Below are 22,556 nucleotides of genomic sequence, written 5' to 3' on the forward strand. Positions count from 1 at the left end.
CGCCGATTTCGCGGCTCGCCGTTCACGCTTCGTCAGGCTTGACGGCGTGATGCTCCGCCCCGAGCAGTGCCGCCGCCCCATGTCGCGGGAGACCCTGCTTGCGAGAAGCGGAGCGAGGAGCCGTGGCGAATCCGTCGAGCTGGGCTTTGGGCGTGGCAGCAACCGCCATCGGCGTCGCGCTATCCTATACGCAATGGCTCGCCCCCAAGGTCGAGGCCGAGGTTCCCGCAGCGGCAACCGCTTCGCGCGCCGCGGCACCGCGCGGACCGACGACACTCGCCGTCGCCGCCGATTATCGCGGCCACTACATCGTCCATCCGACGATCGACAACTACCGGGTCAAGATGATGGTCGATACGGGGGCCAGCATCGTCGCGCTCACGGCCGACGATGCCCGGGCTCTCGGGATCAAGCCCGACAGGCAGGGGCGGCGCATGATGCTGAACACCGCCAATGGCGCGGTGGCCGCGACCAGCACCATGCTGCGGGAAATCCGGCTCGGCGAGATCATCGTCCGCAATGTCGAGGCGGTGGTGATGCCGCCCGGAGCGCTCTCGATGAGCCTGCTCGGGAACTCCTTCCTCGGCAAGCTGCAAGGCTATGAGGTCCAGACCGGGCGGATGGTGCTGCGCGGCTGATTATCTCGCCGCGACGGTTCGCAAGGCGCCCCGCGCGCCGAAGAGGCGGCGGTAATCGGCATTCGCCAAAAGCTGCCCGCGGCCGAGCCCGGACAGGAAATCGACCTCGTCCGCTTTCAGCGACAGCTTGTAGCTGAGTTGAAGGATACGGGCTTTCTCCGCCGCGTCCCGCACATCCGCCAGCGACAGCCGCACCACCGTGACATCCAGCCTGTCGCAATCCCGCTCCGCGTCCTTGCCGCCGCAACGCCACCGTATCAATCGCTCGCGCCAAAGCCCGGCTTCGTGCTCGAGCATGTCGAGACCGGTACGGCTCCCCGTGTCGATCATCGCATCGATCGAGGCGGTGATCGTGTCCACAGCGCCGGGCCCTTCCACAGTCTTCGAGAGGTCGCCGCCGATGCGTAGCGACGCGTCGGCGACAATGAGGATGACGCGCCGGAGGTGGCGGGCCGCGCCGGCACGCAAAGGGGCCGGAGTGGGCCGGTTCATGGCCCTGACGAGGTTGTGGACCGCGAGATTATCGACCAGGCCGCCATCGAGCAGCTTGAGATAGCGCAGATCCGCTTCGGTTTCGTAGCGCTTCTGCGATTCCTCGACATGGCGGGCGAGGGCCGACCTTCCGGGCGTCGCTGCTTTTCGGGCCGAAAGCGGACAGTCCGGACTGAAATTCTCCAGAACGACCGGCGCGAACAGGACCGGCACCGCGGAAGAGGCGGCGACGGCATGGGCCAGCGGAAAGCTGTCATAGTCGCTGCAGATCGCCCGGAAGCTTGCGCGATCGAACGCGAAAGGCGCGCGGTTGTAGAGATCGGTCGCGTGCAGCAGGAGGCGGGGGCCCTTGCCACGGTCGAGGCTCCCCAAGGTCGCGCCGTGATAGAGGTGCGTGTCGAGCCAGGCCCCGAAGCCGGTCAGATCGTTGACGCCGCCGCGATAGCCGCGCAGCAGATTGACCGGTGTGATCGCCGTCCGCAGGGCCGCCTCGGGATCCTGGTCGAGATAGTCCCGCCTGAAGGCGCCGAGCCCCGCCGGGCCGTACAAGGCGAAATGAGCGGCGAGGATGCCGCCGCCGGAAACGCCGGCCACCGCCGCGACCTGATCCGCCAGCGTCAGCGCCGTTCCGTCGCGCGCGGGCTGCTCCGCCAGGGCCGACAGCACGCCATAGCCGAAGGCGGCCGAACGCGCTCCGCCCCCGGAGAAAGCCAGAATGATCGCGGTCGATCCCGTCTCGTCCGGGAAAGAGGACGTGTGGAGCGACGCCGTCGTTTCCGCCAGCGGCAGATTGGAGGGCTGGTTCGACGGGCTCGCGCAGGCACAGAGGCCGAGCGCGAGCATCATCATCGTGACGCGAGCGCATTTTCGAGCAAAGCGGGCCCCGGCTTGCTCGACGAACATGCGATGGAACAGGGCGAGGGAGCGTTCCCGCGTTTCGGAAACATGCGGAATGTCTCCGGAGGCGAGAGGGCATTGCTTTCGCGTGTTGTCGGCGCCCGGTCGCCTGAGCGATCTTGAAACCATGTCGCGTGCCATCTCCGCCGCGACAGGTCCTCATCGTCGGGATTGCGCGGGCGATCCGGCATCGCCTGCGTCGATTATCCCAGCATTATCCACGTCGGCCCGGCAGCCCGGCACATGGTCGTCAGCAAGCAGGTCGGGGCAGGCTCAGGCGAAAGCAGGCCCCGAGCGGGCGATCCAGCACGGCCACGGACCCGCCATGGAGCCGGGCGATTTCCTGCACCAGATGCAGGCCGAGGCCAGCGCCGCGATCCCGCGGCGCCATGCGCGAGAACGGCTCGAAGATGCGCTCCCGCTCTTCGGCAGGGATACCCGATCCTTCATCGGTGACATCGACCGTGCGTTCGTGGCCGACGCGGATGGTGATCGTCCCGCGTCGCCCGCCATGCTGGATGGCGTTCTGCACCAGATTGGCCAGAGCCCGCTCGAGCGCGGCCCGATCGCCAAAGACGTCAACAGGTTCGGCCTCCGCCTCGAAAGCCAGTTCGTAGCCCCCGGCGATGGCGAGAGGAGCCAGATCGACTGCGACGCGCCGCCCCAGCGCGACGAGATCGAGCGCGGCGAAGACCTCCCGATCCCGCTCCAGCCGCTGCAGATCAAGCAATTGCTCGGCCATGACGGCAAGCCGCGCGACATCCTCCAACAGCCGCACACGCTGCGGCTTGTCCTCGAGCGTTTCCAACCGCGTCTGCAGGATCGCGATGGGCGTTCGCAATTCGTGAGCCGCGTCGGCGAGGAAGCGCTTGCGCCGGGCATGGCCCTCGTCGAGCCGTTGCAAGGCGCGATTGACCGCGTCGACCAGCGGCGTCACCTCGCTCGGGGTGAAGGTGGCGGTGAGCCGCGCGCCCTGACGGTCGAGGTCGATCTGCTCCGCTTCCCCGGCGACGGCCTCGAGCCCCCCGAGCGCGCGGCTGACAACCGCCGGCGTCCCCACGACGGTGGCGAGCGCCATAACCGCAAGCGCCGGCAGGACGAAGCTCGCGAAGACGATCAGGACGGCCTGTATCAGCCAGCCCAGCGGCGCTTCGGCCCCGGGCCCGGTCACGACCTGGATCTCGCCCGCAGCACTCGCGATCCAGCGCATCTGGGCGTTGGCCCGCGGCGGATCCCCCAGGTTCCAGCCCAGACGTGCATTGCCGACATCGTCCAGGCCATTGCCCATGCGCGCGAAATGAGGCGGCGGCGCGCCCTCGGTCAGCTTATGTCCCTGCCGATCGCGCACGATGAACCAGAGGTCGGGCACGGTGGAACGCAACCGCTCGAGCTCCGGCGTCGCCTGCAATGCGAGACCACCATCGGCACCGCGCACGACCGCGGTCTTCAAGGCATCGATGGTGACATCCTCTGATTCGAAATTGAACAGATGACCGCCGAAATAGAGCGCCCCGACGATCAGCAGCACGAGAAGCGACAAAAGCGCCGCCTGGAGGGCGAGCAGGCGCCGGACAAGCCGCCATTTCAAGGAATATGAAGGAGGGACGGGCCGGATCATGCCGCCCGCTTCAGCAGATATCCGATGCCGCGAATGCCGTGGATTTCCAGCTTCGCCCCGGCCTTCGCCAATTTGTGCCGGAGACGCGAGACATGCATGTCGAGGGCATTCGACTGAATCTCGTCATCGAAGCCATAGACGGCCTCTTCCAGGGCGGAGCGCTGGACGGTTCGTCCATGCCGGCGCAACAGCGTTTCGAGCACCAGCAATTCGCGACGCGGCAGCTCGAGCACGCGCCCCTCGACGGTGGCGCAGCGATGGCGCCAATCGAATTCGAGGCCGCCGATGCGCAGGATGTCCGGCGCCAGATCATGAGGCCGGCGCAGCACGGCACGCAGCCGCGCCAGGAGCTCCTCGACCGCGAAGGGCTTGGCCAGATAATCATCCGCCCCGACGTCGAGGCCCCTGATCCGCTCGCCGAGCTCGCCGCGCGCGGTGAGTACGATGACGGGTGCCGTCGATTTTCGGGCGCGCAGGCTGGCCAGCAGCGTCAGACCGTCACCATCGGGCAGGTTGCGATCGAGCAGCACCGCGCTGTGGACGCTCGCCGCGACCGCCTCCTCGCCTTCGGCCAAGGTCGACGCATGGTCCACCACCATGCCGTTCTGGCCGAGGGCGGCCCGCAGCGCCGCCGCCATCTCAGGCTCGTCCTCGACAAGGAGAATACGCATCGATGCGGCCCGGTTGCTACGCTGCGACGCAGCGGTCGCATGTCCAGTCCAGGCCGTAAAGTACCCTCGGCACCTGCCTTCGCTGGCCTGCGGCGCCGCGAAGCGCCCTCAGAAGTCCGGGCAGGGAAGCGTCCCGGTGCGGACGACCTGCTCGATGCTGGCTGAGCCGACCGCCTGGCCCGAGCGCGGGCGCGTATAGATCGGATCACCGCCGAGCGTGAAGGTGCCGGTCAGGACATTGCCGAACATCGGCGTGTATGTGTAGCTAGCCTTCGCCATGATCACCGAGGTGCTGGGCACGCGAATGCTGTCCGGCAATGGCACCGTCGTTCCGCGCGCGAGCGCCTGGCCGTTGGGCGGCGCGTTGCTCCAGCAGACCTTGGCGATGCCCTCGGCGTCGATGACGACGCTGGAGATGACCATGCTGATGTTCGCGGAGTCGAACGGCATCAGCACGGCCTGAGCTGCCTTGAAGATATTATCGATCTCGGCGGGGGGGAGCGGTGAGTGCCGCGCGCTCAGGTCGGCCAGGGCAAGGGTCAACTGCGTCACCTTGCGATTGGCCATCACCATCTGCGCGACATCGACGGTTCCGCAATAGGCCACCAGCATCACCGGCAGCGCCACGGCGAATTCGACCAGCGCGAATCCTTCCGTATCGCGCCGAAAACGGCACCAACTCCGCGCTTTCGAAGATGTCGTCACGTGAAAGGCTCCGCCCGGAAGGTCGTCGTCGCCACCAGCGCGCGGTGGCCCGCGCCGAGATTGGCCAGCGACGTCGAGGCCCAGGCCGTCAGGAAAAGGCGATAATCGAGCACGGCACGGGCCACGATGATCTGGCCGGGCTGCGGCTGATTATAGGAAAAGCCGTTGGTGTTCAGCACGCCATTGGCGGCGGGGTTGGTCGTGCCGGAGTTCGCGTCGGCGAAGTTCGTGTAGACCTTGATGTCGATGAACAGCTTGGAGCAATCGATCAGGCCCATCGGCGCCAGGGCGCAGATGTCGTTGCGGAAGGCTTGGGCGTTCACGGTCGGATTTGCCGAGATATAGCGTTTCGTCGCCTCGCCTGTGAGCAGGCGACGCGAGGCCTGGGACAGCGATTCCTCCAGCACCTGGTTCGTCCAGAACATCAGTGCCGTTTCGATGATCGCAAAGAGCAGGCCGAAGAATGGCAGCGCGACGATGCCGAACTCGATGGCGGCGGCGCCGTCCTGCGCGCGCCGGAACCTCCCGATCAGCCACATCCTGCCGCGCCCGCGGGGCCCATCGTCACCGGCATCAAAAGGAAGAGACGTCATCCGATCCGCAACCCGCTGCTGCTCTCGAGCCCTCGCCCGATGCGGACGTCTTACAGCCAAAGAATTTCGGATCGGTTAGAGCCCGACAAGCTTCCTCGAAAGCAGCAGGAAGACTTCGTTTACCAATGGCGGTCGGCCCCGCCGGCCGCTCATTGCGCAGGCGCGCCGCTGCGGCCCGTGGCCAGCGCGTTGCGGCTCGACGTCTGCGCCCCGGCCTCGCCGAAATATTTCGGCGCATCGCCGAGCTGCACCGATGGCTGGCACTCCGGCGTGCAGGAGTAGCTCTCGCGATCCATGCCGCGCTGGACGGTCAGTACGGAATCGGAAGCCGCGCTCACGCGCACGAGCGATTCCGCGAGAAGGGAGCCGCCGGCATCGAGCGCGATGAGATTGGTGACCCCGAAGCTCTTGCCGGTCACGACCATCACCCCGTTGCGCTGAACGGCGACATCGGCAATCGCCGGATTTCCGACGATGACGGTCTGCGCCCTTTCCGGCAGGCGGACGACCTTGGCATGGTCGACCAGCACCACGACGCTTTCCAATGTCACGGATTGCGGCGCCGCGAGCGCGGCCTGAACCGACAGAAACGGCACAAGCAGCAGGCCTGCGAGGGTTCGGCACATGCGGGAACGATGTCCTGCCGAACTCCGGAGAGTGAACATGGGCGGCGCCTCGAAGTTTGCGACCCGGCCAGCAAAGCGCAAAATGATGAACCAAACCCTAAACCTCGCTGGCGCAACGTTCTTTCGAGCGCCCGCCGGCCTTGACTGAGAGGAAGAAGTCGCGAGAGGCTTCCCTTCACGGTGCATTTCCGTGATTCAACTCCGTTCTCGAAAATCCTTAAATTGAATATTTACCGAATTCGATTTCGGTTTATTCAAATATAATTACGGATCTGTGGTATTTTAGCTTGTAAATTGCACGTTAACCATGGAACAATTGCTTTTTATCCGAATCGAATTCTTCGTTCCGTTTAACAGTTCGGCAAGATGCTCCCGCTAACGTCGTTCCTGTCGCTGACCGAAGCCAGCTAGAGCGAAGGCAGCCGTCAAACCGTGGTAAGAGGAGTTCTCACATGACCAATGTTTTCGCTCGCTTCGTCAAGGACGAGTCCGGCGCCACCGCCATCGAATACGGCCTGATCGCCGCCCTCGTCGCCGTTGCCGCCATCACCGCGATGACCACCGTCGGTAAAAATCTGGTTGCCACCTTCCAGAAGGTCGCCGACAACCTGACGGCGGCGCAGTAATTCAAATCCGATATTTGGGAAAGCCCCGGCAATCCGGGGCTTTCTCTGTTTAAATCGTCGCCGGATATCATTTTTTAGCTTAGCGGGGCGCGAATATTGCGCCTCCGTCAGGCCACAAGGTAAGCTGCCATGCTGCTTTCACAGATTGTGCTGCTCGGCCTCTTTCCATTCGCTATGGCCTATGCTGCTTCCAGCGATCTCGTTTCGATGACGATTTCGAACCGCCTTTGCTTGGCACTCCTGGTTGGTTTCGCGCTTTGCGCGACTCTACTTCACCTCAACATGTCCCAAATCGGCTGGCATCTGGCCGCAGGGGTGCTGGTCCTGTCAGTCGCTTTCGGATTCTTCGCCATGGGCTGGATCGGCGGGGGCGATGCCAAATTCGCGGCCACGACAGCCCTATGGTTCGGTTTCGATCGTTTGATGGACTATCTGACGCTCGCCGGTATCCTCGGCGGCGTATTGACCATCCTGATTCTAATGGTCCGCTCGAGGCCGCTGCCAGCTCCAGCGGCAAGCTGGGGCTGGGCCAAGCGCCTGCATGCACCCAATGAGGGCGTCCCCTACGGAATAGCGCTCGCCTTCGCCGCACTTATCGTACTGCCCGAGACCACGATCTGGCGGGCCGCCATTGGCCTGTGACGGCAGCCTCCTGCCGTAGCGGCATTGAGATCGAAGCGTATACGCCTCATTAACTATAAATTGACGTTTCCCGAAGACGATCCGGGTCAAGGGCCAGCTTCGATTGGCCGAGGATCCAACGTCAATGAGCCCCGCCCGCATCATCATTCTCGTCGTCGCGCTGGCCGCCGGTCTGGGCGCCGCGCTCCTCGTCCAAAAGCCCTCGCAAGCGCCTGCTCCCATCGCCAAGGTCGAGCCGGCGCCGACCGTGCCCGTGCTGGTGGCCGCAGCGGACATCCCGATCGGTAACACCGTCTCCCAGAACGACCTGCGCTGGCTCGACTGGCCGCTCGCCAGCGTGCCGGCCGGCGTCATTCGCAAGGACGAGACTCCGGAAGCCGAGAAGGAGATCATCGGGCAGCTCGCGCGCTATGCCGTCCTCGCTGCCGAACCGATCCGTCGCGAGAAGCTCATCAGGACCGACGGAACCGGCTTCCTTTCAGCCGTCCTCCCCACGGGCATGCGCGCGATCGCGATCTCGACCGACAGCCGCGGCGCCAGCACGGCCGGCGGCTTCATCCTGCCGAACGACCGTGTCGACGTGATCTGCACCTGGAAGGGTGAATCGGCCAACGGGCGCGGCGCCGAGGCGTTCGTCAGCGAAACCCTGCTGCGGAACATCCGCGTCCTCGCCATCGGCCAGAACGTGCAGGAACGCAACGGCGAGAAAGTGGTCGTCGGCGAGACCGCCACCCTCGAGGTCGACCCCGGACAGGTCGAGACCCTGATCCAAGGCCAGAAGACCGGAACGCTCTCACTGGCCCTGCGCAGCCTGAAGGACGCCGGCGACAACGCTTCGCAGCCTGCCCGCAACAACGACAATGCGATGACCCTGGTGCGCTACGGCATCACCACCAAGAGCGTGAAGCCATGATCCGACCGCCTGCCCGCCTAACCTCCGCCAGCCTCGCCGCCGCGCTTCTGCTGTCGGCTTCGCATGCCTTCGCGCAGGCGACCGGGCCGGCGCCCGTCCTGAATGTCGGCACCAGCGAATACGCGCTCTCGCGCAAGCTCGACCTCTCGATCGGCCGGTCGCTCGTCGTGGAACTGCCGCGGGACGCCAAGGAGGTCTTCGTCGCCAACCCGAAGGTCGCCAACGCCGTGGTCCGGACGGCGCGCAAGCTCTTCGTCATCGGCATCGCCGATGGCGCGACCTCGATGTTCGTGATGGACAGCGAGGGGCGCCAGATCACCGCGCTCGAGATCAATGTCGGTCGCGACCTGAACGTCCTGCGCCAGACGCTGCGGACCGCTCTGCCGAACTCGCAGATCGAGATCAAGCCGGCCGGCGACTCGATCCTGCTGATCGGCACGGTGCCCAACGCCTCGGAGGCGACCCAGGCCGTCGACATCGCCAACGCCTTCGTCGGTGTCTCCGACAAGTCGGATAAGAAGGGGACGGTGATCAACTCGCTGACGATCCGGGATCGCGACCAGGTCATGGTCAAGGTCGTGGTGTCCGAGGTGCAGCGCAAGGCGATCAAGCAGCTCGGCATCAACTCCACCGGCGAATGGAAGCTCGGCAATTTCTCCGTCACGCCCTCGATCGACAATCCGCTGCCGATCCAGCCGCAGGCCCTCTCCGCCACGGCGATCACGGCCGGCCTCGGCAACGCCAAGAACTTCACGCTGCGCGCGCTGGAGCGCGCCGGCATGGCCCGCGTCCTGGCCGAGCCGACGGTCACCGCGATCTCGGGCGAGACGGCGAAGTTCACGGCCGGCGGCGAGGTTCCGATCCCGAAGGGGCAGAGCTGCTCCTATGATACCTTCAACCGGCAGACCTGCACGGTACAGATCGAGTACCGGCCGATCGGCGTCACGCTGAACTTCACGCCGATCGTCCTGTCGGACAACAAGATCAGCATGCGGATCGCTACCGAGGTCACCGAACTCGACTTCGAGAACCAGTTCCGCATCAGCGAATCGAACCAGTCCGGCCTGAACGCGCCCGGTTTTCGGGTGCGCAAGTCCGACACGACCGTCGAGCTGCCCTCCGGCGGCACGCTGGCCACGGCCGGCCTGATCCAGCGCATCTCGAAACAATCCCTCAACGGCCTGCCCGGCCTGATGAACCTGCCGGTCATCGGCACGCTGTTCCGCTCGCGCGACTACCAGCGCGAGGAGACCGAGCTGATGATCACGGCGACGCCCTACATCGCCAAGCCGATGCAGCCGACCCAGGTCCAGCGCCCCGATGACGGCTTCGTCGAATCCCACGATGCCCAGGCGATCCTGCTCGGGCGTCTCAACAAGATCTATGGCAGCGGCGGCGGCGCAGTTCCCCAGGCCTATCGGGGCCGGGTGGGCTTCATCGCCGACTGAGCGCGTCACAAGAAGTGGATGGCCTGACGATGACCGCACGCTCCCGATCCAGCTCCCCGCCCTCCGCGCGGATGGTCGCCGCTCTTCTCGTCACCGGCGCGCTGGCGGCCGGATGCGCCGGCAAGGCTGAAACAACTGCCTCGCTCGCCCCCATCGACGTGCGCGAAAGACATCCCATCGTGCTGAAGGACGCTCCCCGCTCCCTCGACGTCTTCGTCGGCCGTTCGGGCGCTGCGCTCGACCACCGCCAGAGCGAGGACGTCGTCGATTTCGCCCGCGAATATCGCCGCTCCGGACGGGGCGGAATGGTCGCCGAGGTTCCGACGGGCGATCGGCGCGACCTCGCGGCCCGCGACACGCTGGGCGGCATCCGCGCGGCGCTGGCGCGCGGCGGCGTCTCGCCCGGTGCGCTCTCCGTGCGGACCTATCCGGTCCGGGATCCCGGCCTGGCCTCGCCGATCCGGCTGACCTTCGCCTCGCTGCAGGCGACGCTGCCGCATGAATGCGGGCAATGGCCGACCGATCTCGGCAGCTCGGACTTCAAGTTCTCCGCCTCCAACGAGCCCTACTGGAACTTCGGCTGCTCGACGCAGGCGACGCTCGCCGCGCAGGTCGCGGATCCGATCGATCTCGTGCGCTCTCGCAACGAGGGCCGGCCGGACATCGTCAAGCGCATGGGCGCCATCGCCAAGATCCGCGAAGGCAAGGATCCGTCGACGGAGTACCGGTCGACGACGCCGCAGATCAACTCCGCGGTCGGAGGCGGGACATGACGTTTCCCGAATCGGGCGAAATCCAGCCGGGCGTGCCCGGCGGCGAGGAGATCGTGGCGCCGCTGCCGCGCATCACACTTCAGGCCTTCTGCGAAACGCCGGCGGTGGCCGCCGCCATGCAGGGGGTCGTGGCGGACCGGCGCATGGACAAGGCCCATGCCCGCATCCAGATGGGCGGCCCCGCTGCGGCGGTGGAAGCCTTCCGCGCCGCGCCCACGCCCAATGTCATCGTGCTCGAAACCGTCTCCGATCCGGCGACGCTGGTCGCCAATCTCGACGCGCTGTCGGAGAGCTGCGATGCCGGCACCAAGGTGGTCGTCATCGGCCATGTCAACGACGTCCAGCTCTATCGCGACCTGATCCGTCGCGGCGTCAGCGAGTATCTCATCGCGCCGCTCGAAACGCTCGACGTGCTGCGCACCCTGTCGGAGCTCTATATCGCGCCGGAGGCCCGCCATCTCGGGCGCGTCATCGCCGTGACCGGCGCCAAGGGCGGCGTCGGCGCTTCGACGGTCGCCCACAACATCTCCTGGGCGATCGCCCGCAGCCTCGACGCCTCGACCGTCATCGTCGATCTCGACATCGCCTTCGGGACGGCCGGCCTCAACTTCAACCAGGATCCGCCGCAAGGCATCGCCGAGGCGGTCTTCGCTCCCGAGCGCCTCGACGCCAATATGCTCGACCGGCTGCTCTCGCGCTGCAGCGACAACCTCGCGCTGCTCGCGGCGCCGGCGATGCTCGACCGGACCGTCGATCTCGGCGAGGATGCGCTCGAGCAACTGCTCGACCTGCTGCGCGCGAGCGTGCCCTACATCGTGCTCGACGTTCCACACCAATGGGGCGCCTGGGTAAAGCGCACCTTGCTGGGCGCGGACGAAATCGTGATCGTGGCGGAGCCTGAGCTCGCCTCGCTGCGCAACGCCAAGAACTTCATCGACCTCGCCCGCGCCGCGCGCCCCAACGACAACGGTGCCAGGCTGGTGCTCAACCAGATCGGGATGCCGAAGCGGCCGGAGATCGCCGCCGCCGAATTCGCCAAGACCCTCGGCGTCGAGGTGCTGTCGACGATCCCCTTCGATGCCCAGCTCTTCGGAACGGCCGCGAACAACGGCCAGATGATCGCGGAGGTGCAGGCCGGCAGCAAGGCGAACGAGGCCTTTACTCAGATCGCCAGCGCGCTCACCGGGCGTGGCGAGGCAAGGCGCAGCAGGCGCAGCCTGCTCGAGCCGCTGGTCTCCAAGCTGAAGCGCCGCAAAGCCTCATGACGCGCCGCGGCCTCCCAGATTTCGACGTCATCGCGGCGCCGGGCGCCGTGAGCGCCTGCGCCGGAGACGATTGAGATGTTCGGCAAGCGATCCGCAGGCGCTGCGACCGCGCCGGTCCTGGCCCCAAGAGCTCCTGCCGCCGCCACGGCGCCACGCAAGCCCGAGCCGATCGCGGCCCTGTCGGAGGACCGCAAGGTCGCGGCCCAGGAGACGCCGCGCTCCGAAGAATACTACCAGATGAAGAGCATGATCTTCGGGGCGCTGATCGAGGCCATCGATCTGTCGCAGCTCGCGAAGCTCGATGCCGAATCGGCGCGGGAGGAAATCCGCGACATCATCAACGAGATCATCTCGCTGAAGAACGTCGTGCTCTCGATCGCCGAGCAGGAGGAACTGCTCGACGACATCTGCAACGACGTGCTCGGCTACGGCCCTCTGGAGCCGCTGCTGGCGCGCGACGACATCGCCGACATCATGGTCAACGGCGCATCCCGCACCTTCATCGAGACCGGCGGCAAGATCCAGCTCACCAATATCCGCTTCCGCGACAACGCGCAGTTGATGAACATCTGCCAGCGCATCGTCAGCCAGGTTGGCCGGCGCGTCGACGAGAGCTCGCCGATCTGCGACGCGCGCCTCGCCGACGGCTCCCGCGTCAACGTCATCGCGCCCCCCCTGGCCATCGACGGGCCCGCGCTCACCATCCGCAAGTTCAGGAAGGACAAGCTGACGCTCGACCAGATCACCAAGTTCGGCGCAATCTCGCCGCCGGGCGCGGAGATCCTGAAGATCATGGGCAAGGTCCGCTGCAACATCGTCATCTCCGGCGGCACGGGCTCCGGCAAGACGACGCTGCTGAACTGCCTGACCAACTATATCGAGCATGACGAGCGCGTCATCACCTGCGAGGACGCCGCCGAGCTTCAGCTCCAGCAGCCCCATGTCGTGCGCCTCGAAACCCGCCCGCCCAATCTCGAAGGCACCGGCGCGGTAACGATGCGCGATCTCGTGAAGAACTGCCTGCGCATGCGCCCCGAGCGCATCATCGTCGGCGAGGTGCGCGGGCCTGAGGCCTTCGACCTGCTGCAGGCGATGAACACCGGCCATGACGGCTCGATGGGAACGCTGCATGCCAACACGCCGCGCGAGTGCCTGAGCCGTATCGAATCGATGATCACCATGGGCGGCTTCTCGCTGCCCTCGAAGACGTTGCGCGAGATGATCTGCTCCTCGATCGACGTGATCATCCAGGCCCAGCGCATGCGCGACGGCTCGCGCCGCATCACCCACATCACCGAGGTGATGGGCATGGAAGGCGAGGTCATCATCACCCAGGACCTGATGACCTACGAGATTCTCGGCGAGGACGCCGCCGGAAAGCTGATCGGGCGCCACCGCTCGACCGGCGTCGGGCGACCCCGTTTCTGGGAGCGCGCCCGCTATTTCGGGGAAGAGCAGCGCCTGGCCGCCGCCCTCGACCAGCTCGAACAGATGAATGAGGGCCATGTCACCTGATCGCAGCAGCCCCGGCAGGATGGGCAGGCCATGAACACGAGCGTCCTCGCCGTCGCCGCTCTGGCCATGCTCGCGGTCGGCGGCGTGTTCTACGCGCTGTTCTACCCGATGCTCAGCGGCGAGAAGCGCGCCGAGAAGCGACGCAAGGAGTTCGCGACCCCGGTCGCGGCGCGCGGCATGGACCGGGAGACCCAGGCGCGGATGAAGCGCGGCCAGATCGCGCAGAGCCTGAAAGAGATCGAGAACCGGGAAAACGCTCGCAATAAGGTCACGCTCGAAACCCGCATCGCCCAGGCCGGCCTGACCTGGTCGCGGAAGAAATACTACGTCGTCAGCGCAGCCTGCGCGGCGGGGCTGGGTTTCCTGCTGTTCATCGCCAGCGGCAACCCGGTCCTCGGCGTCGTCGGCCTCTTCATCGGCGGTTTCGGCCTGCCGGTCTGGTTCCTCAAACGCTGTAAGGTCCGGCGGCTCAAGAAGTTCGGGATGGAGTTCCCCGATGCCATCGACGTGATCGTGCGCGGCATCAAGGCCGGGTTGCCGGTCAATGACTGCCTGCGCATCATCGCCAGCGAGGCGGCCGAGCCGGTGCGCGGCGAGTTCCGCCAGATCATCGAGGCGCAGGCGCTCGGCCTTCCGCTCTCGGAAGCGACGGTGAAACTGTTCGAGCGGATGCCCTGCGCCGAGGCGAATTTCTTCGGCATCGTCATCGCGATCCAGCAAAAGACGGGCGGCAACCTGTCCGAGACCCTCGGCAATCTCTCGCGCGTGCTGCGCGAGCGCCGTAAAATGCGCGACAAGATCCAGGCGGTGTCGATGGAGGCCAAGGCATCGGCGGCGATCATCGGGTCGCTGCCGCCTGTGGTCGCCGGGCTCGTCTACCTGACGACACCGAAATACATCGAGTTACTCTGGCTGACCCAGGTCGGCAAATTCGCGCTGGTCGCCAGCGGCATCTGGATGCTCATCGGCGTGCTGGTGATGCGCAAGATGATCAATTTCGACATCTGAGGCGATGCGATGCTGTCCCTGATCATCGCCAAAGTCACCGATCCGCAGTTCCTGCTGGCCTTGCTGGCCGCCGTCGCGGCGGCGGCCACGGTGCTGACCATCGCGATCCCGCTGACCGAGGGCAACAGCCTGCAGAAGCGGATGAAGAACGTCGCGACCGAACGGGACAAGATCCGCGCGCGCGAACGCGAGAGGCTGAACCGCCTAGGCGAGAAGGTGAGCCTGCGCCAGGAACCCAAGGCCTATATGCGACGCATCGTCGAACAGTTCAAACTGGGCGACTGGCTCGGCACCGAGACTGCCAAGCGGCAGCTCTCGATGGCGGGCTACAGGGGTCCGCAGGCGGAGATCGGCTTCCTGTTCTTCCGGCTTGCCGTCCCGGTCGGCCTCTTCCTGTTCACCCTCCTCTACGTCTTCGTGCTCAACGATTTCGGCCAGCCTTTCATGGTCCGGTGCGGCATCGCCATCGCAGCCGCCTATCTCGGCATCAAGGCTCCCGAGCTGTTCCTGTCCAACCAGATCAGCAAGCGCCAGGCCTCGATGCGCCAGGCCTTTCCCGATGCCCTCGACCTGCTGCTGATCTGCGTCGAATCCGGCATGTCGATCGAGCTCGCCTTCCGCAAGGTCTCGACCGAGATCGGCAGCCAGTCCGTGGCGCTGGCCGAGGAATTCGCGCTGTGCACGGCCGAGCTCTCCTATCTCGCCGAACGCAGGCTCGCCTATGAGAACCTGGCGCTGCGAACCGGGCTCGAAGGCGTCAAATCCGTCTCGACCGCCCTGATCCAGGCGGAGCGCTACGGCACGCCGCTCGGCACGGCGCTCAGGACGCTCGCTCAGGAAAGCCGGGACCAGCGCATGAACGCCGCCGAGAAGAAGGCCGCCGCGCTGCCACCGAAGCTCACCGTTCCGATGATCCTGTTCTTCCTGCCGGTGCTGTTCGTCATCATCATGACGCCGGCGCTGGTGCAGGTCTTCAAGTGGCAGTAAGCGCGCCGAGTGTAGGATCTCACTGAAAATGAGCCTGTCTCATTTAACCTGAGCCTGACAGTGGCTCATCTCAGCGCGATATGCACAGGACAAATATGGAATTCCCTTTGCAATTCAAAGTTTTAAATAAAATCGAATTGCCCAAACTTTCTATGCAATCCATTGAACCCGTTGCCACAGGTGCTTGCAGACCCGTCCTTTTGCGTAGCCCGCAGCACGACACTGTTGTGATGGGATGGCGCGAGAAGCGCCGCATTATTCCAATCACGCGGCTCTTCTAGGAACGCGGAATGACTGGCGCAGCGAGGCGCAAATTGGCGCAGAAATTCGAACAGTTTAGCACTGCTGCGTATCGGAATGATGGGATCGCGACGGATGTAGGACTACGACCGAGCTGTTGAAGAGCGAGGCATAGTGTTACCGCGATTGTAGGAAAAGTTCCGCAGTCTGACATGCGACGCCCGGCCAAGTCGGGCTTCGCTCCGTTCCGGCAGTCCGGGGGGTCTGTCGACGCGAGCATTCAGCCCGATCTGTGCATGAGCGCCAATTAGCTGAGAACCTCGGGGAAACCGTATGCTCCTTTAGCGTACGATTTCGCACTGCTCTTGTTCCGACCCCTGGCTGTTGCGGCTCTGCTCCTGTGGTGGCTAAGGCCGAGCGTTACCCTCTGACGTTGGTAACGTGCCCTCCAGACACCGCTTACTCCTCTTCGCCAGGCCGGGTGGGAGCTGCTACGGGACGTAGGTCCGCTTTGCCATGGCGAGCGAACCATCGATCTCAGGATTTCAGCCGAGGGGCGCAGGCAAATCGATATTGCCTAGCTTGGAATGGCTCGCCCCTCTCAGCGCCGGCTGGCGGCTTGCTCGGCTGCGCGCTGCCGTGGCCGGACGATCGCCCAGGAGCCGATGAGCACGATGACCTCCGAGAGCGCGCCGCCGAGCAGGGCCCAGGACGGCGGGACGGTCAGCAGCAGCACGAAGACGAGCAGCAAGCCGGCAGCGGCGGCGATGGCCGAAAGAATGGCGATGGAGCGGTAGTCCTGCGCGATCTCCAGCCAGATGCGCGGCATGACATAGAGCATCGGCAGGCTGCTCATCACCCAGGCCAGGACGGAGATTTTGAAGAAGCGCGTGCCTTCGAGGCTGTCGGGCTCGATGAAGGGCAGGGCGATCAGGACGACGATGCCGTAGAGGATGCCGAGGCAGGCGAGCGGCAGGGGCCAGCGCCGCAGCCGCTGCCCGACCTTGGCGAAATCGCGATGCGCCATGAGCTTTGAGAGCTCGGGATGCATCATGTTGGCGAAGGCGGTGGAGACGATACGCAGCGGCACGAAATTGACCAGCGCCGCCGCGATCGGAGCATAGGCCGCGGGCCCCGCCATCGCCGCGACCATCAAGGCCATGCCCTGGCCCTGGAGGTTGGTGATCGTTACACTCAGCACCGACCATTTGAGCTCGCGCCAGAGCTTGCGGTAGCGCCGCCAGACATGCCGGCCGAAATTGATCCGCAGGGGGCGCCGGCGCGACAGGATCAGCAGCACCGCGATGCCGAGCGCGTTGGCTGCCGTCATCACCGCGAAAGTGTGCTGGAGGATATGGGTGCCGTCCCAGATCACCCAGGCGGTACCCGCGGCGCCGCAGAGGGTGAAGGTGAAATCGCTGAGGCTCACCAGCATCTGGCGATTGCGGGCAAACAGGACCGTGCGGACATGCGCCCGCATCGACCACAGCCCGATGAAGGCCCCGCCGAACAGCGCGCCCTCGTCGAGCCAGACGCCGAGGACGCCGGTGACGACCAGGCCGAGCAGCAGCGACAGCAGCATCGCAGCCGAACCGAAGCTGACCTCATAGGCGCCGGCCGCGCCGGAGCCGCGACTCTGGGCGATCGCGATGCTGGCAGGCAGCGCCGTGAAGGCACGGATATAGGTCAGGCCAAGGCCGCCGACGACCATCACCAGGGCGAAGATGCCGTAGTCGCGGGCCGATACGGAATGCAGCAGCGCGATGTTGAGGCCGAGATGGAAGGCGCTCTGCATCGCCTCGCCGCCGACCATGACGACGAGTCGCAGCACGATATGGCGGAGGGCCTGGAGGTTCATCGCGGGCGGCTCGAGCCCTGGCGAAGCATGTCGGCGGCCACCGCTGCGATCGCCTGTGCCACGGCCTGCTCGCTGAACAGGGCGTTGAAGCGTTCGCGACCGGCCTGCGCCATCGGGGCGAGAGCCTTCGGATGGCTGACGATGCCGGCGAGAGCCTGTGCCAGCGCGTCGGCATCCCCCGGCGGCAGGAGGCGGCCGGTTACGCCGTCAGCCACGACCTCGCGCAGCCCGCCGATGGCCGAGGCGAGCGGCGGGCGGCCGAAGGCCATCGCCTCGATCGCGACGCGGCCGAGCGATTCCGGGCGGCGCGACGGCACGGCGACGACATCCGCCCAGCGATAGAGCGGGGTCGGATCGTCGAGGAAGGGCTCGACGCTGACATGGGACGCGAGGCCGGCGCTGGTCACGGCTTCGCGCAGAGCAATTTCGAGGCCGGGATCCTCGAAGGCGCTGCCGACGATGCGGGTCTCGATGCGGTCGCGGATCTCCGGCGGCAGGGATGCCAGCGCGGCGAGCAGCACCTCCTGCCCCTTGATGCGGTTGATCCGGCCGAGCATCAGCACGCGCAAGGCGCGCTGCCCGTCATAGTCGGTCGGTGCCCAGTCGGCAGGGCCGGCGACGCCGTTATAGATGACGTCGGAGGGGATACCGGGCGGAGCCTCGAAGGCCTTGCGCGTCGCACGGGAGTTGAAGATCAGGCGGGCGCGACCCCAGAGGATCAGCCGCCGCAGCAGCGTGCGGGTCGCGCCTTCCGGGATCTCGTGGATGTGCTGGAGTGCCTTGCCCGGAAAGAACCGGGCGGCCAGCACATGGTCCACGATGACCGAGGTGTTGATGTAGACGAGGTCCGAGCGCCTGAAGCGGCGGGCAGCCCGGAAGATGGCGCGGGGCAGGGCGATCGGCGCGGTCGCGACCAGCCGCGGCAGGTCCTTGCGGCGGAGCACCCAGAGCGGCTCGACGACGATCCGGCTCGCGTTGCCTTCGAGCAGCCGGCGGATCGGCCCATCGCGCGGCAGCACGACTTCGATCTCAGCCGAGGGGTAGGCCTGGCGCAGCGCCGCGACGCTTTCGGCGAAGCTGCGGTCCGAGCCGTAGAGTTCGTACCCTTGATGTATGCAGGCGATACGGAGCGTCACGATCCAATTCCGTTCGAGGCCGCGTCGGTCCGTTCTGGACAAGGTCGCAATCCGGGAAAGCCCGTCCTAACCATTCTGGATGAAAGGAAGATAAATCACGGAAATTCAAGGCATAATGAAACTGCGACGCTTTGCCTGCGCCGGTGCGTGGGTCGGTTTGGACAGATTGAAAATGGACACTCCTCCCACCCTGCTGATCCTTGGAACACGCGGGATTCCGGCAGCGCATGGCGGTTTTGAGACCTTTGCGGAGAAACTTGCTCTGTTTCTCGTCGAGCGCGGCTGGCGCGTGGGCGTCTACTGCCAGGACGAGGTTCCGACCGTCACGCAACGGTTTCGCAGCGAGATGTGGCGCGGCATCGAGCTGATCCGGACGCAGGTCGCATCGGACGGACCGAAGGCGACGCTCGAATTCGACTGGCATTGCGTGCGGGATGCGGCACGACGCGACGCGGTGAGCCTGGTGCTCGGCTATAACGGGGCGGTCTTCTTGCCCTATCTCCGGCTGGCCGGGCGCAAGATCTTCACCAACATGGACGGCATCGAATGGCGCCGGCCGAAATGGTCCTTTCCGGTCCGCGCCTGGTTCTGGCTCAACGAATGGATCGCGGCCTGGTCGTCCAACCGGCTGGTGGCCGACCATCCCATCATCGCCGACCATCTGGCAACGCGGCGCCCGCGCTCGGCGACAGCCATGATCCCTTATGGCGGCGTGCCGATCCCGGCGGCATCGATGGCTCCCCTGGCGAAGCTCGGTCTCGAAAGCGGCCGCTATCTCGTCTCGATCGCCCGGATCGAGCCGGACAATTCGATCCTGACGCTGGTCGAGGCGTTCTCGCGCGAGCCGCGCGGCATGAAGCTCGTGGTCCTCGGCACGTTCTCGGACAAGATCGCGTATCACCGCGAGGTCATGGCCGCGACCGGGCCAGAGGTGCTGACGCCCGGCGGGATCTATGATGCCAGCATCGTGCAGGCGCTGCGCTTCCACGCACGCGCCTATATGCATGGCCATACGGTCGGCGGCACCAACCCGTCGCTGGTCGAGGCGCTCTGGGCCGGCAACCCGGTCATCGCGCATGACAATCCCTATAATCGCTGGACGGCGGGCGAGGCCGGGCTTTTCTTCAAGGATGAGGCCAGCTGCTCCGAGGCGATCGGCAGGCTGATCGCCGACGACATTCTCGCCGGGCGTCTGAAGAAGGCGGCCTTGTCGCGGGCGCAGGAAAAGTTCAAGTGGCAGGCCGTGCTCGAACATTACGAGCGCGAGGCGCTGGCCTTGACGGGTGGGGCCGCGGCACCCGAACTGGCTGCCGTCAAGCTGGCCGACAAGAGTTCCGGATGAGCTTCAGCCGCCGGGCCGTCCTGGCGGGAGGCGTCGGGGCAACGCTGCTCGGCGCGAGACCGGCGCAGGCCGTACAGCCGCTCGTTCTTCGGCGCGGGATCAATCTATGGCCGTGGTTCTCGCTGACGCGGGAATTTCCGGCGCCGCGCACCGATTACGATTGGCCACCCTTCCAGCTCGATCGTCCCGTTCCGACGGCGCGCGACCTCGGCCGGTTGCGCCGGACAGGCTTCGATTTCGTGCGCATCCCCGTCGATCCCGGGCCGATCCTGGCCGCTGCGCCGCGCGAGCGGGCGATCCTGCTGGATCAGGTCATGGCGGCGGTCGCATCGGCGCTCGGCCAAGGTTTCACCGTCGTCCTCAATCTCCATGCCAATGCGGCCACGCATCACTGGACGCCGACACATCTCTTCGGCAGCGAGGCCGCGCCGGGCCTCCCGGCCTATCTCGCATTGGTTGCGGAACTGGCGAGGCGGCTCGTGCGGCTGGGGCCGGATCGTGTCGCGCTCGAACCCGTCAACGAGCCGTTCCAGGCTTGCGGCGCAGCCGAATGGGATCGGCTCCAGCGACGCATGCTCGGCGCCGCGCGCAGCGCCGCTCCCGATCTCACCCTGGTCGCGACGGGGGCTTGCGGCAGCATGATCGCCGGGCTGGAGCCGTTGAAGGCGAGCGCGCTCGCCGCCTTCGAGCCGCTGCTCTTCACCTTCCATTTCTACGAGCCCTACCTGTTCTCGCATCAGGGCGCGAAATGGATGAGCGAGCCGTTCTATCCCGCGCTCAACGCGGTGCCCTGGCCCGCGTCGCGCGGCACGCTGGAGACGACGCTTGCTGCCGTCCGCGCCCGGATGGCGGAGCTCGGCCAGCCGGCATCGGGGAGCGGCGCCGCGACCTATCGGGAGACCGAGCGGGTGCTGAAGGAGTATTTCGACGCCCGGCCGGACCGCCCCTTCATCGAGGGTTATCTGCGCCAGGTCGGGGCCTGGGCGCAGCGCGAAAGCGTCGCGCCCGGCCGCGTCCTGATGGGCGAATTCGGGGCGGTCCGGACAGGCGCGGGCATCGCCGCATCGGCTCCCGCCGACCGCGCACGCTATGTCAGGGATGTTCGAACGAGCGCCGAAGCGCTCGGTTTTCCCTGGGCATTCTGGAACCTGTTCGACAGCCTGGGGCTGCTGGTCGACGATGTCAGCCGGCAGCTCGACCCGGCCATGATCGAGGCGCTCGGGCTGAAGATGCCAGGCTGAGCGGCGCTGCCTTGGTCTGCCGCTCCGGGCGATAGAGGCAGAGCACCACGATCGCGAACTTGGCGGGCAGGTTCGTCTTCGTCGCGATGCTCTCCGAGCCGTTCAGGAGGACGATCCAGACGAGCATCGGTAGCCAGACACCGCCCGCCCGCCCGATCCGCGCGAGCTCGTACATGAACAGGCCGAAGGCCACGGTCACCAGCGCGGTGACGATCGCGCCCTGGTAGAGCGTCATGCGGATGAAGGGGTTCTCGATGCCCCATTCCAGGCCGTTGACGCGCCGGAGCGTGTCGACGAGGTCGTTGTCGGGACCGAAGACGAGATCGCCCAGCGAGAACATGCCGAGCAGGTCGAGCATCTCCTTGCGCGCGTTGGCGCTGCCGCCATCGGAGACGAAGCGCGTCGCGAGGTCGTCGAAGAAGCCGATGGTCGCCAATCCGCCGATCGCGACCGGCAGCAGCGCCGCCAGCAGGCAGGCGATCGCGGCGCCGACGAGCGAGACCCGCCCGCCGCGCAACGAGGCGAACAGCATGGCGACGCCGTAGCAGAGGCCGAGCGCCAGCGAGACCAGCAGCGCCGTCCGGCCACCGAAGACGACGAGGGCGGCGCTCTGCAAGGCGATCAGCGTGCCGCGCACGGCCGGCGAGAGCGGGCGGGAGCCGCTGATCAACGCCATCAGATAGCACGCGGTGATCATGGCATTGGCCAGCGGATGGCCGTGCAGCGCGGCGGAGCGCGTGTCGGTCTCGAAGGCGATACCGTCGAAGCGGTAGGGGAAGAAGCGGGTCTGGGTGACGAATTCGACGAGCGCGAGCAGGGCGTTCAGCGTCATCACGACATGCAGCAGCGTGGTCAGTGTCGCCATGGTCTCGTCATCGGCGTCGGCGAGCAGGAAGACCAGCAAGCAGGCGGCGACATAGGTGTCGACCATGCCGCCGATGCCGGCGCCGCCGCGCAGGATGGTCACGACGATCACGGCGATGGTGACGACCAGCATCAGGAGCGTCGCCGGCCGGGCGCTGGCGAGGTGGATGGCGCGGCTGACCGGATCGCCGCTGGCGAGCACGCTCCAGCAGAAGAACAGAACGACCATATAGGTCGAGGGATGGATCTTGGTTGCGGCCGAGCCGGCGAGGCCGTCGTAATTGTAGCCGACGAGCCAGAGCATGCCACCGGAGATGCAGAACAGCACGAGCACCGTGGCGACGAGGCCGATGCGGCTGATCCTGTCGAGCCGGGCCCAGCCCGGTGCCGCCCGCAGCCCGGCGGCACGCATGAGGAGATTTTGTTGCATTTTCTTCACGCGAACCGGTGTCCACTTC

At 66.1% G+C, this 22,556-nt stretch carries 21 protein-coding genes; 12 read left to right on the forward strand and 9 right to left on the reverse strand.

Annotated elements, in window-relative coordinates:
- Positions 1 to 122: 122 nt before the first annotated feature.
- A complete protein-coding gene (locus tag GY40_RS17650) occupies positions 123 to 638 on the forward strand; it encodes a retropepsin-like aspartic protease family protein (protein WP_162720004.1) in 516 nt (171 codons plus the stop codon).
- Here GY40_RS17650 and GY40_RS17655 read toward each other — a convergent pair whose 3' ends face one another.
- The 6 genes from GY40_RS17655 to GY40_RS17680 form a co-directional block, all read right to left on the reverse strand.
- Positions 639 to 1,979 carry a patatin-like phospholipase family protein gene (locus tag GY40_RS17655; protein WP_051988226.1) on the reverse strand — a complete coding sequence of 447 codons (1,341 nt, stop codon included), beginning with the start codon at positions 1,977 to 1,979 and terminating at the stop codon, positions 639 to 641.
- Positions 1,980 to 2,277: 298 nt separating this feature from the next.
- Positions 2,278 to 3,462, reverse strand: a complete 1,185-nt coding sequence (locus GY40_RS17660) for a sensor histidine kinase (RefSeq protein WP_248311205.1) — start codon at positions 3,460 to 3,462, stop codon at positions 2,278 to 2,280.
- Between the two features lie 179 nt (positions 3,463 to 3,641).
- Complete coding sequence (locus GY40_RS17665) at positions 3,642 to 4,316, reverse strand: response regulator transcription factor (RefSeq protein WP_038364869.1); 675 nt, start codon at positions 4,314 to 4,316, stop codon at positions 3,642 to 3,644.
- Positions 4,317 to 4,424: 108 nt separating this feature from the next.
- The gene (locus GY40_RS17670) at positions 4,425 to 5,021 is read right to left on the reverse strand and encodes a TadE/TadG family type IV pilus assembly protein (RefSeq protein WP_038364871.1); all 597 of its coding nucleotides are present in this window, start codon (positions 5,019 to 5,021) and stop codon (positions 4,425 to 4,427) included.
- Complete coding sequence (locus GY40_RS17675; RefSeq protein WP_038364873.1) at positions 5,018 to 5,560, reverse strand: TadE/TadG family type IV pilus assembly protein; 543 nt, start codon at positions 5,558 to 5,560, stop codon at positions 5,018 to 5,020. Before GY40_RS17675 ends, GY40_RS17670 begins: the two co-directional genes overlap by 4 nt.
- 203 nt (positions 5,561 to 5,763) lie before the next feature.
- Complete coding sequence (locus GY40_RS17680) at positions 5,764 to 6,240, reverse strand: pilus assembly protein N-terminal domain-containing protein (RefSeq protein ID WP_156115990.1); 477 nt, start codon at positions 6,238 to 6,240, stop codon at positions 5,764 to 5,766.
- A gap of 452 nt (positions 6,241 to 6,692) precedes the next feature.
- On the opposite strand from GY40_RS17680, the gene GY40_RS27155 reads away from it, so the two are divergent.
- From GY40_RS27155 to GY40_RS17720, 9 genes are all read left to right on the forward strand, one after another.
- On the forward strand, positions 6,693 to 6,866 hold the full coding sequence (locus GY40_RS27155) for a Flp family type IVb pilin (RefSeq protein WP_081925490.1): 174 nt from the start codon (positions 6,693 to 6,695) through the stop codon (positions 6,864 to 6,866).
- Positions 6,867 to 6,995: 129 nt separating this feature from the next.
- Entirely contained in the window at positions 6,996 to 7,508 is a 513-nt protein-coding gene (locus GY40_RS17685; protein WP_197062771.1) for an A24 family peptidase, read from the forward strand.
- A gap of 124 nt (positions 7,509 to 7,632) precedes the next feature.
- Entirely contained in the window at positions 7,633 to 8,421 is a 789-nt protein-coding gene (cpaB, locus tag GY40_RS17690; RefSeq protein WP_038364878.1) for a Flp pilus assembly protein CpaB, read from the forward strand.
- Entirely contained in the window at positions 8,418 to 9,869 is a 1,452-nt protein-coding gene (locus GY40_RS17695) for a type II and III secretion system protein family protein (RefSeq protein WP_038364881.1), read from the forward strand. Before cpaB ends, GY40_RS17695 begins: the two co-directional genes overlap by 4 nt.
- A 29-nt stretch (positions 9,870 to 9,898) precedes the next feature.
- Positions 9,899 to 10,642 carry a CpaD family pilus assembly protein gene (locus GY40_RS17700; RefSeq protein ID WP_051988266.1) on the forward strand — a complete coding sequence of 248 codons (744 nt, stop codon included), beginning with the start codon at positions 9,899 to 9,901 and terminating at the stop codon, positions 10,640 to 10,642.
- The gene (locus GY40_RS17705; RefSeq protein WP_051988227.1) at positions 10,639 to 11,907 is read left to right on the forward strand and encodes an AAA family ATPase; all 1,269 of its coding nucleotides are present in this window, start codon (positions 10,639 to 10,641) and stop codon (positions 11,905 to 11,907) included. Before GY40_RS17700 ends, GY40_RS17705 begins: the two co-directional genes overlap by 4 nt.
- A 75-nt stretch (positions 11,908 to 11,982) precedes the next feature.
- Positions 11,983 to 13,422, forward strand: a complete 1,440-nt coding sequence (locus tag GY40_RS17710) for a CpaF family protein (protein WP_038364884.1) — start codon at positions 11,983 to 11,985, stop codon at positions 13,420 to 13,422.
- A 30-nt stretch (positions 13,423 to 13,452) separates the two neighbouring features.
- Complete coding sequence (locus tag GY40_RS17715) at positions 13,453 to 14,430, forward strand: type II secretion system F family protein (protein ID WP_038364887.1); 978 nt, start codon at positions 13,453 to 13,455, stop codon at positions 14,428 to 14,430.
- A gap of 9 nt (positions 14,431 to 14,439) precedes the next feature.
- Complete coding sequence (locus tag GY40_RS17720; protein WP_038364889.1) at positions 14,440 to 15,417, forward strand: type II secretion system F family protein; 978 nt, start codon at positions 14,440 to 14,442, stop codon at positions 15,415 to 15,417.
- Positions 15,418 to 16,258: 841 nt separating this feature from the next.
- Here the strand turns inward: GY40_RS17720 and GY40_RS17725 are convergent.
- A complete protein-coding gene (locus tag GY40_RS17725; RefSeq protein WP_051988228.1) occupies positions 16,259 to 17,515 on the reverse strand; it encodes a hypothetical protein in 1,257 nt (418 codons plus the stop codon).
- Entirely contained in the window at positions 17,512 to 18,651 is a 1,140-nt protein-coding gene (locus GY40_RS17730) for a glycosyltransferase family 4 protein (RefSeq protein ID WP_051988229.1), read from the reverse strand. Before GY40_RS17730 ends, GY40_RS17725 begins: the two co-directional genes overlap by 4 nt.
- Before the next feature lie 172 nt (positions 18,652 to 18,823).
- Here GY40_RS17730 and GY40_RS17735 point away from each other — a divergent pair, with 172 nt between their 5' ends.
- Both GY40_RS17735 and GY40_RS17740 read left to right on the forward strand, forming a co-directional pair.
- Positions 18,824 to 19,993 (forward strand): DUF1972 domain-containing protein, encoded by a 1,170-nt coding sequence (locus GY40_RS17735; RefSeq protein ID WP_038364890.1) that lies wholly within the window; start codon positions 18,824 to 18,826, stop codon positions 19,991 to 19,993.
- The gene (locus GY40_RS17740; RefSeq protein ID WP_038364893.1) at positions 19,990 to 21,234 is read left to right on the forward strand and encodes a glycoside hydrolase family 5 protein; all 1,245 of its coding nucleotides are present in this window, start codon (positions 19,990 to 19,992) and stop codon (positions 21,232 to 21,234) included. Before GY40_RS17735 ends, GY40_RS17740 begins: the two co-directional genes overlap by 4 nt.
- On the opposite strand, the gene GY40_RS17745 is transcribed toward GY40_RS17740, so the two are convergent.
- On the reverse strand, positions 21,176 to 22,510 hold the full coding sequence (locus tag GY40_RS17745) for a VpsF family polysaccharide biosynthesis protein (RefSeq protein ID WP_197062772.1): 1,335 nt from the start codon (positions 22,508 to 22,510) through the stop codon (positions 21,176 to 21,178). The genes GY40_RS17740 and GY40_RS17745 overlap by 59 nt on opposite strands.
- Between the last annotated feature and the right edge of the window lie 46 nt (positions 22,511 to 22,556).

It is taken from the genome of Allobosea sp. UNC402CLCol (assembly GCF_000745475.1).
GTDB lineage: Bacteria > Pseudomonadota > Alphaproteobacteria > Rhizobiales > Beijerinckiaceae > Allobosea > Allobosea spartocytisi.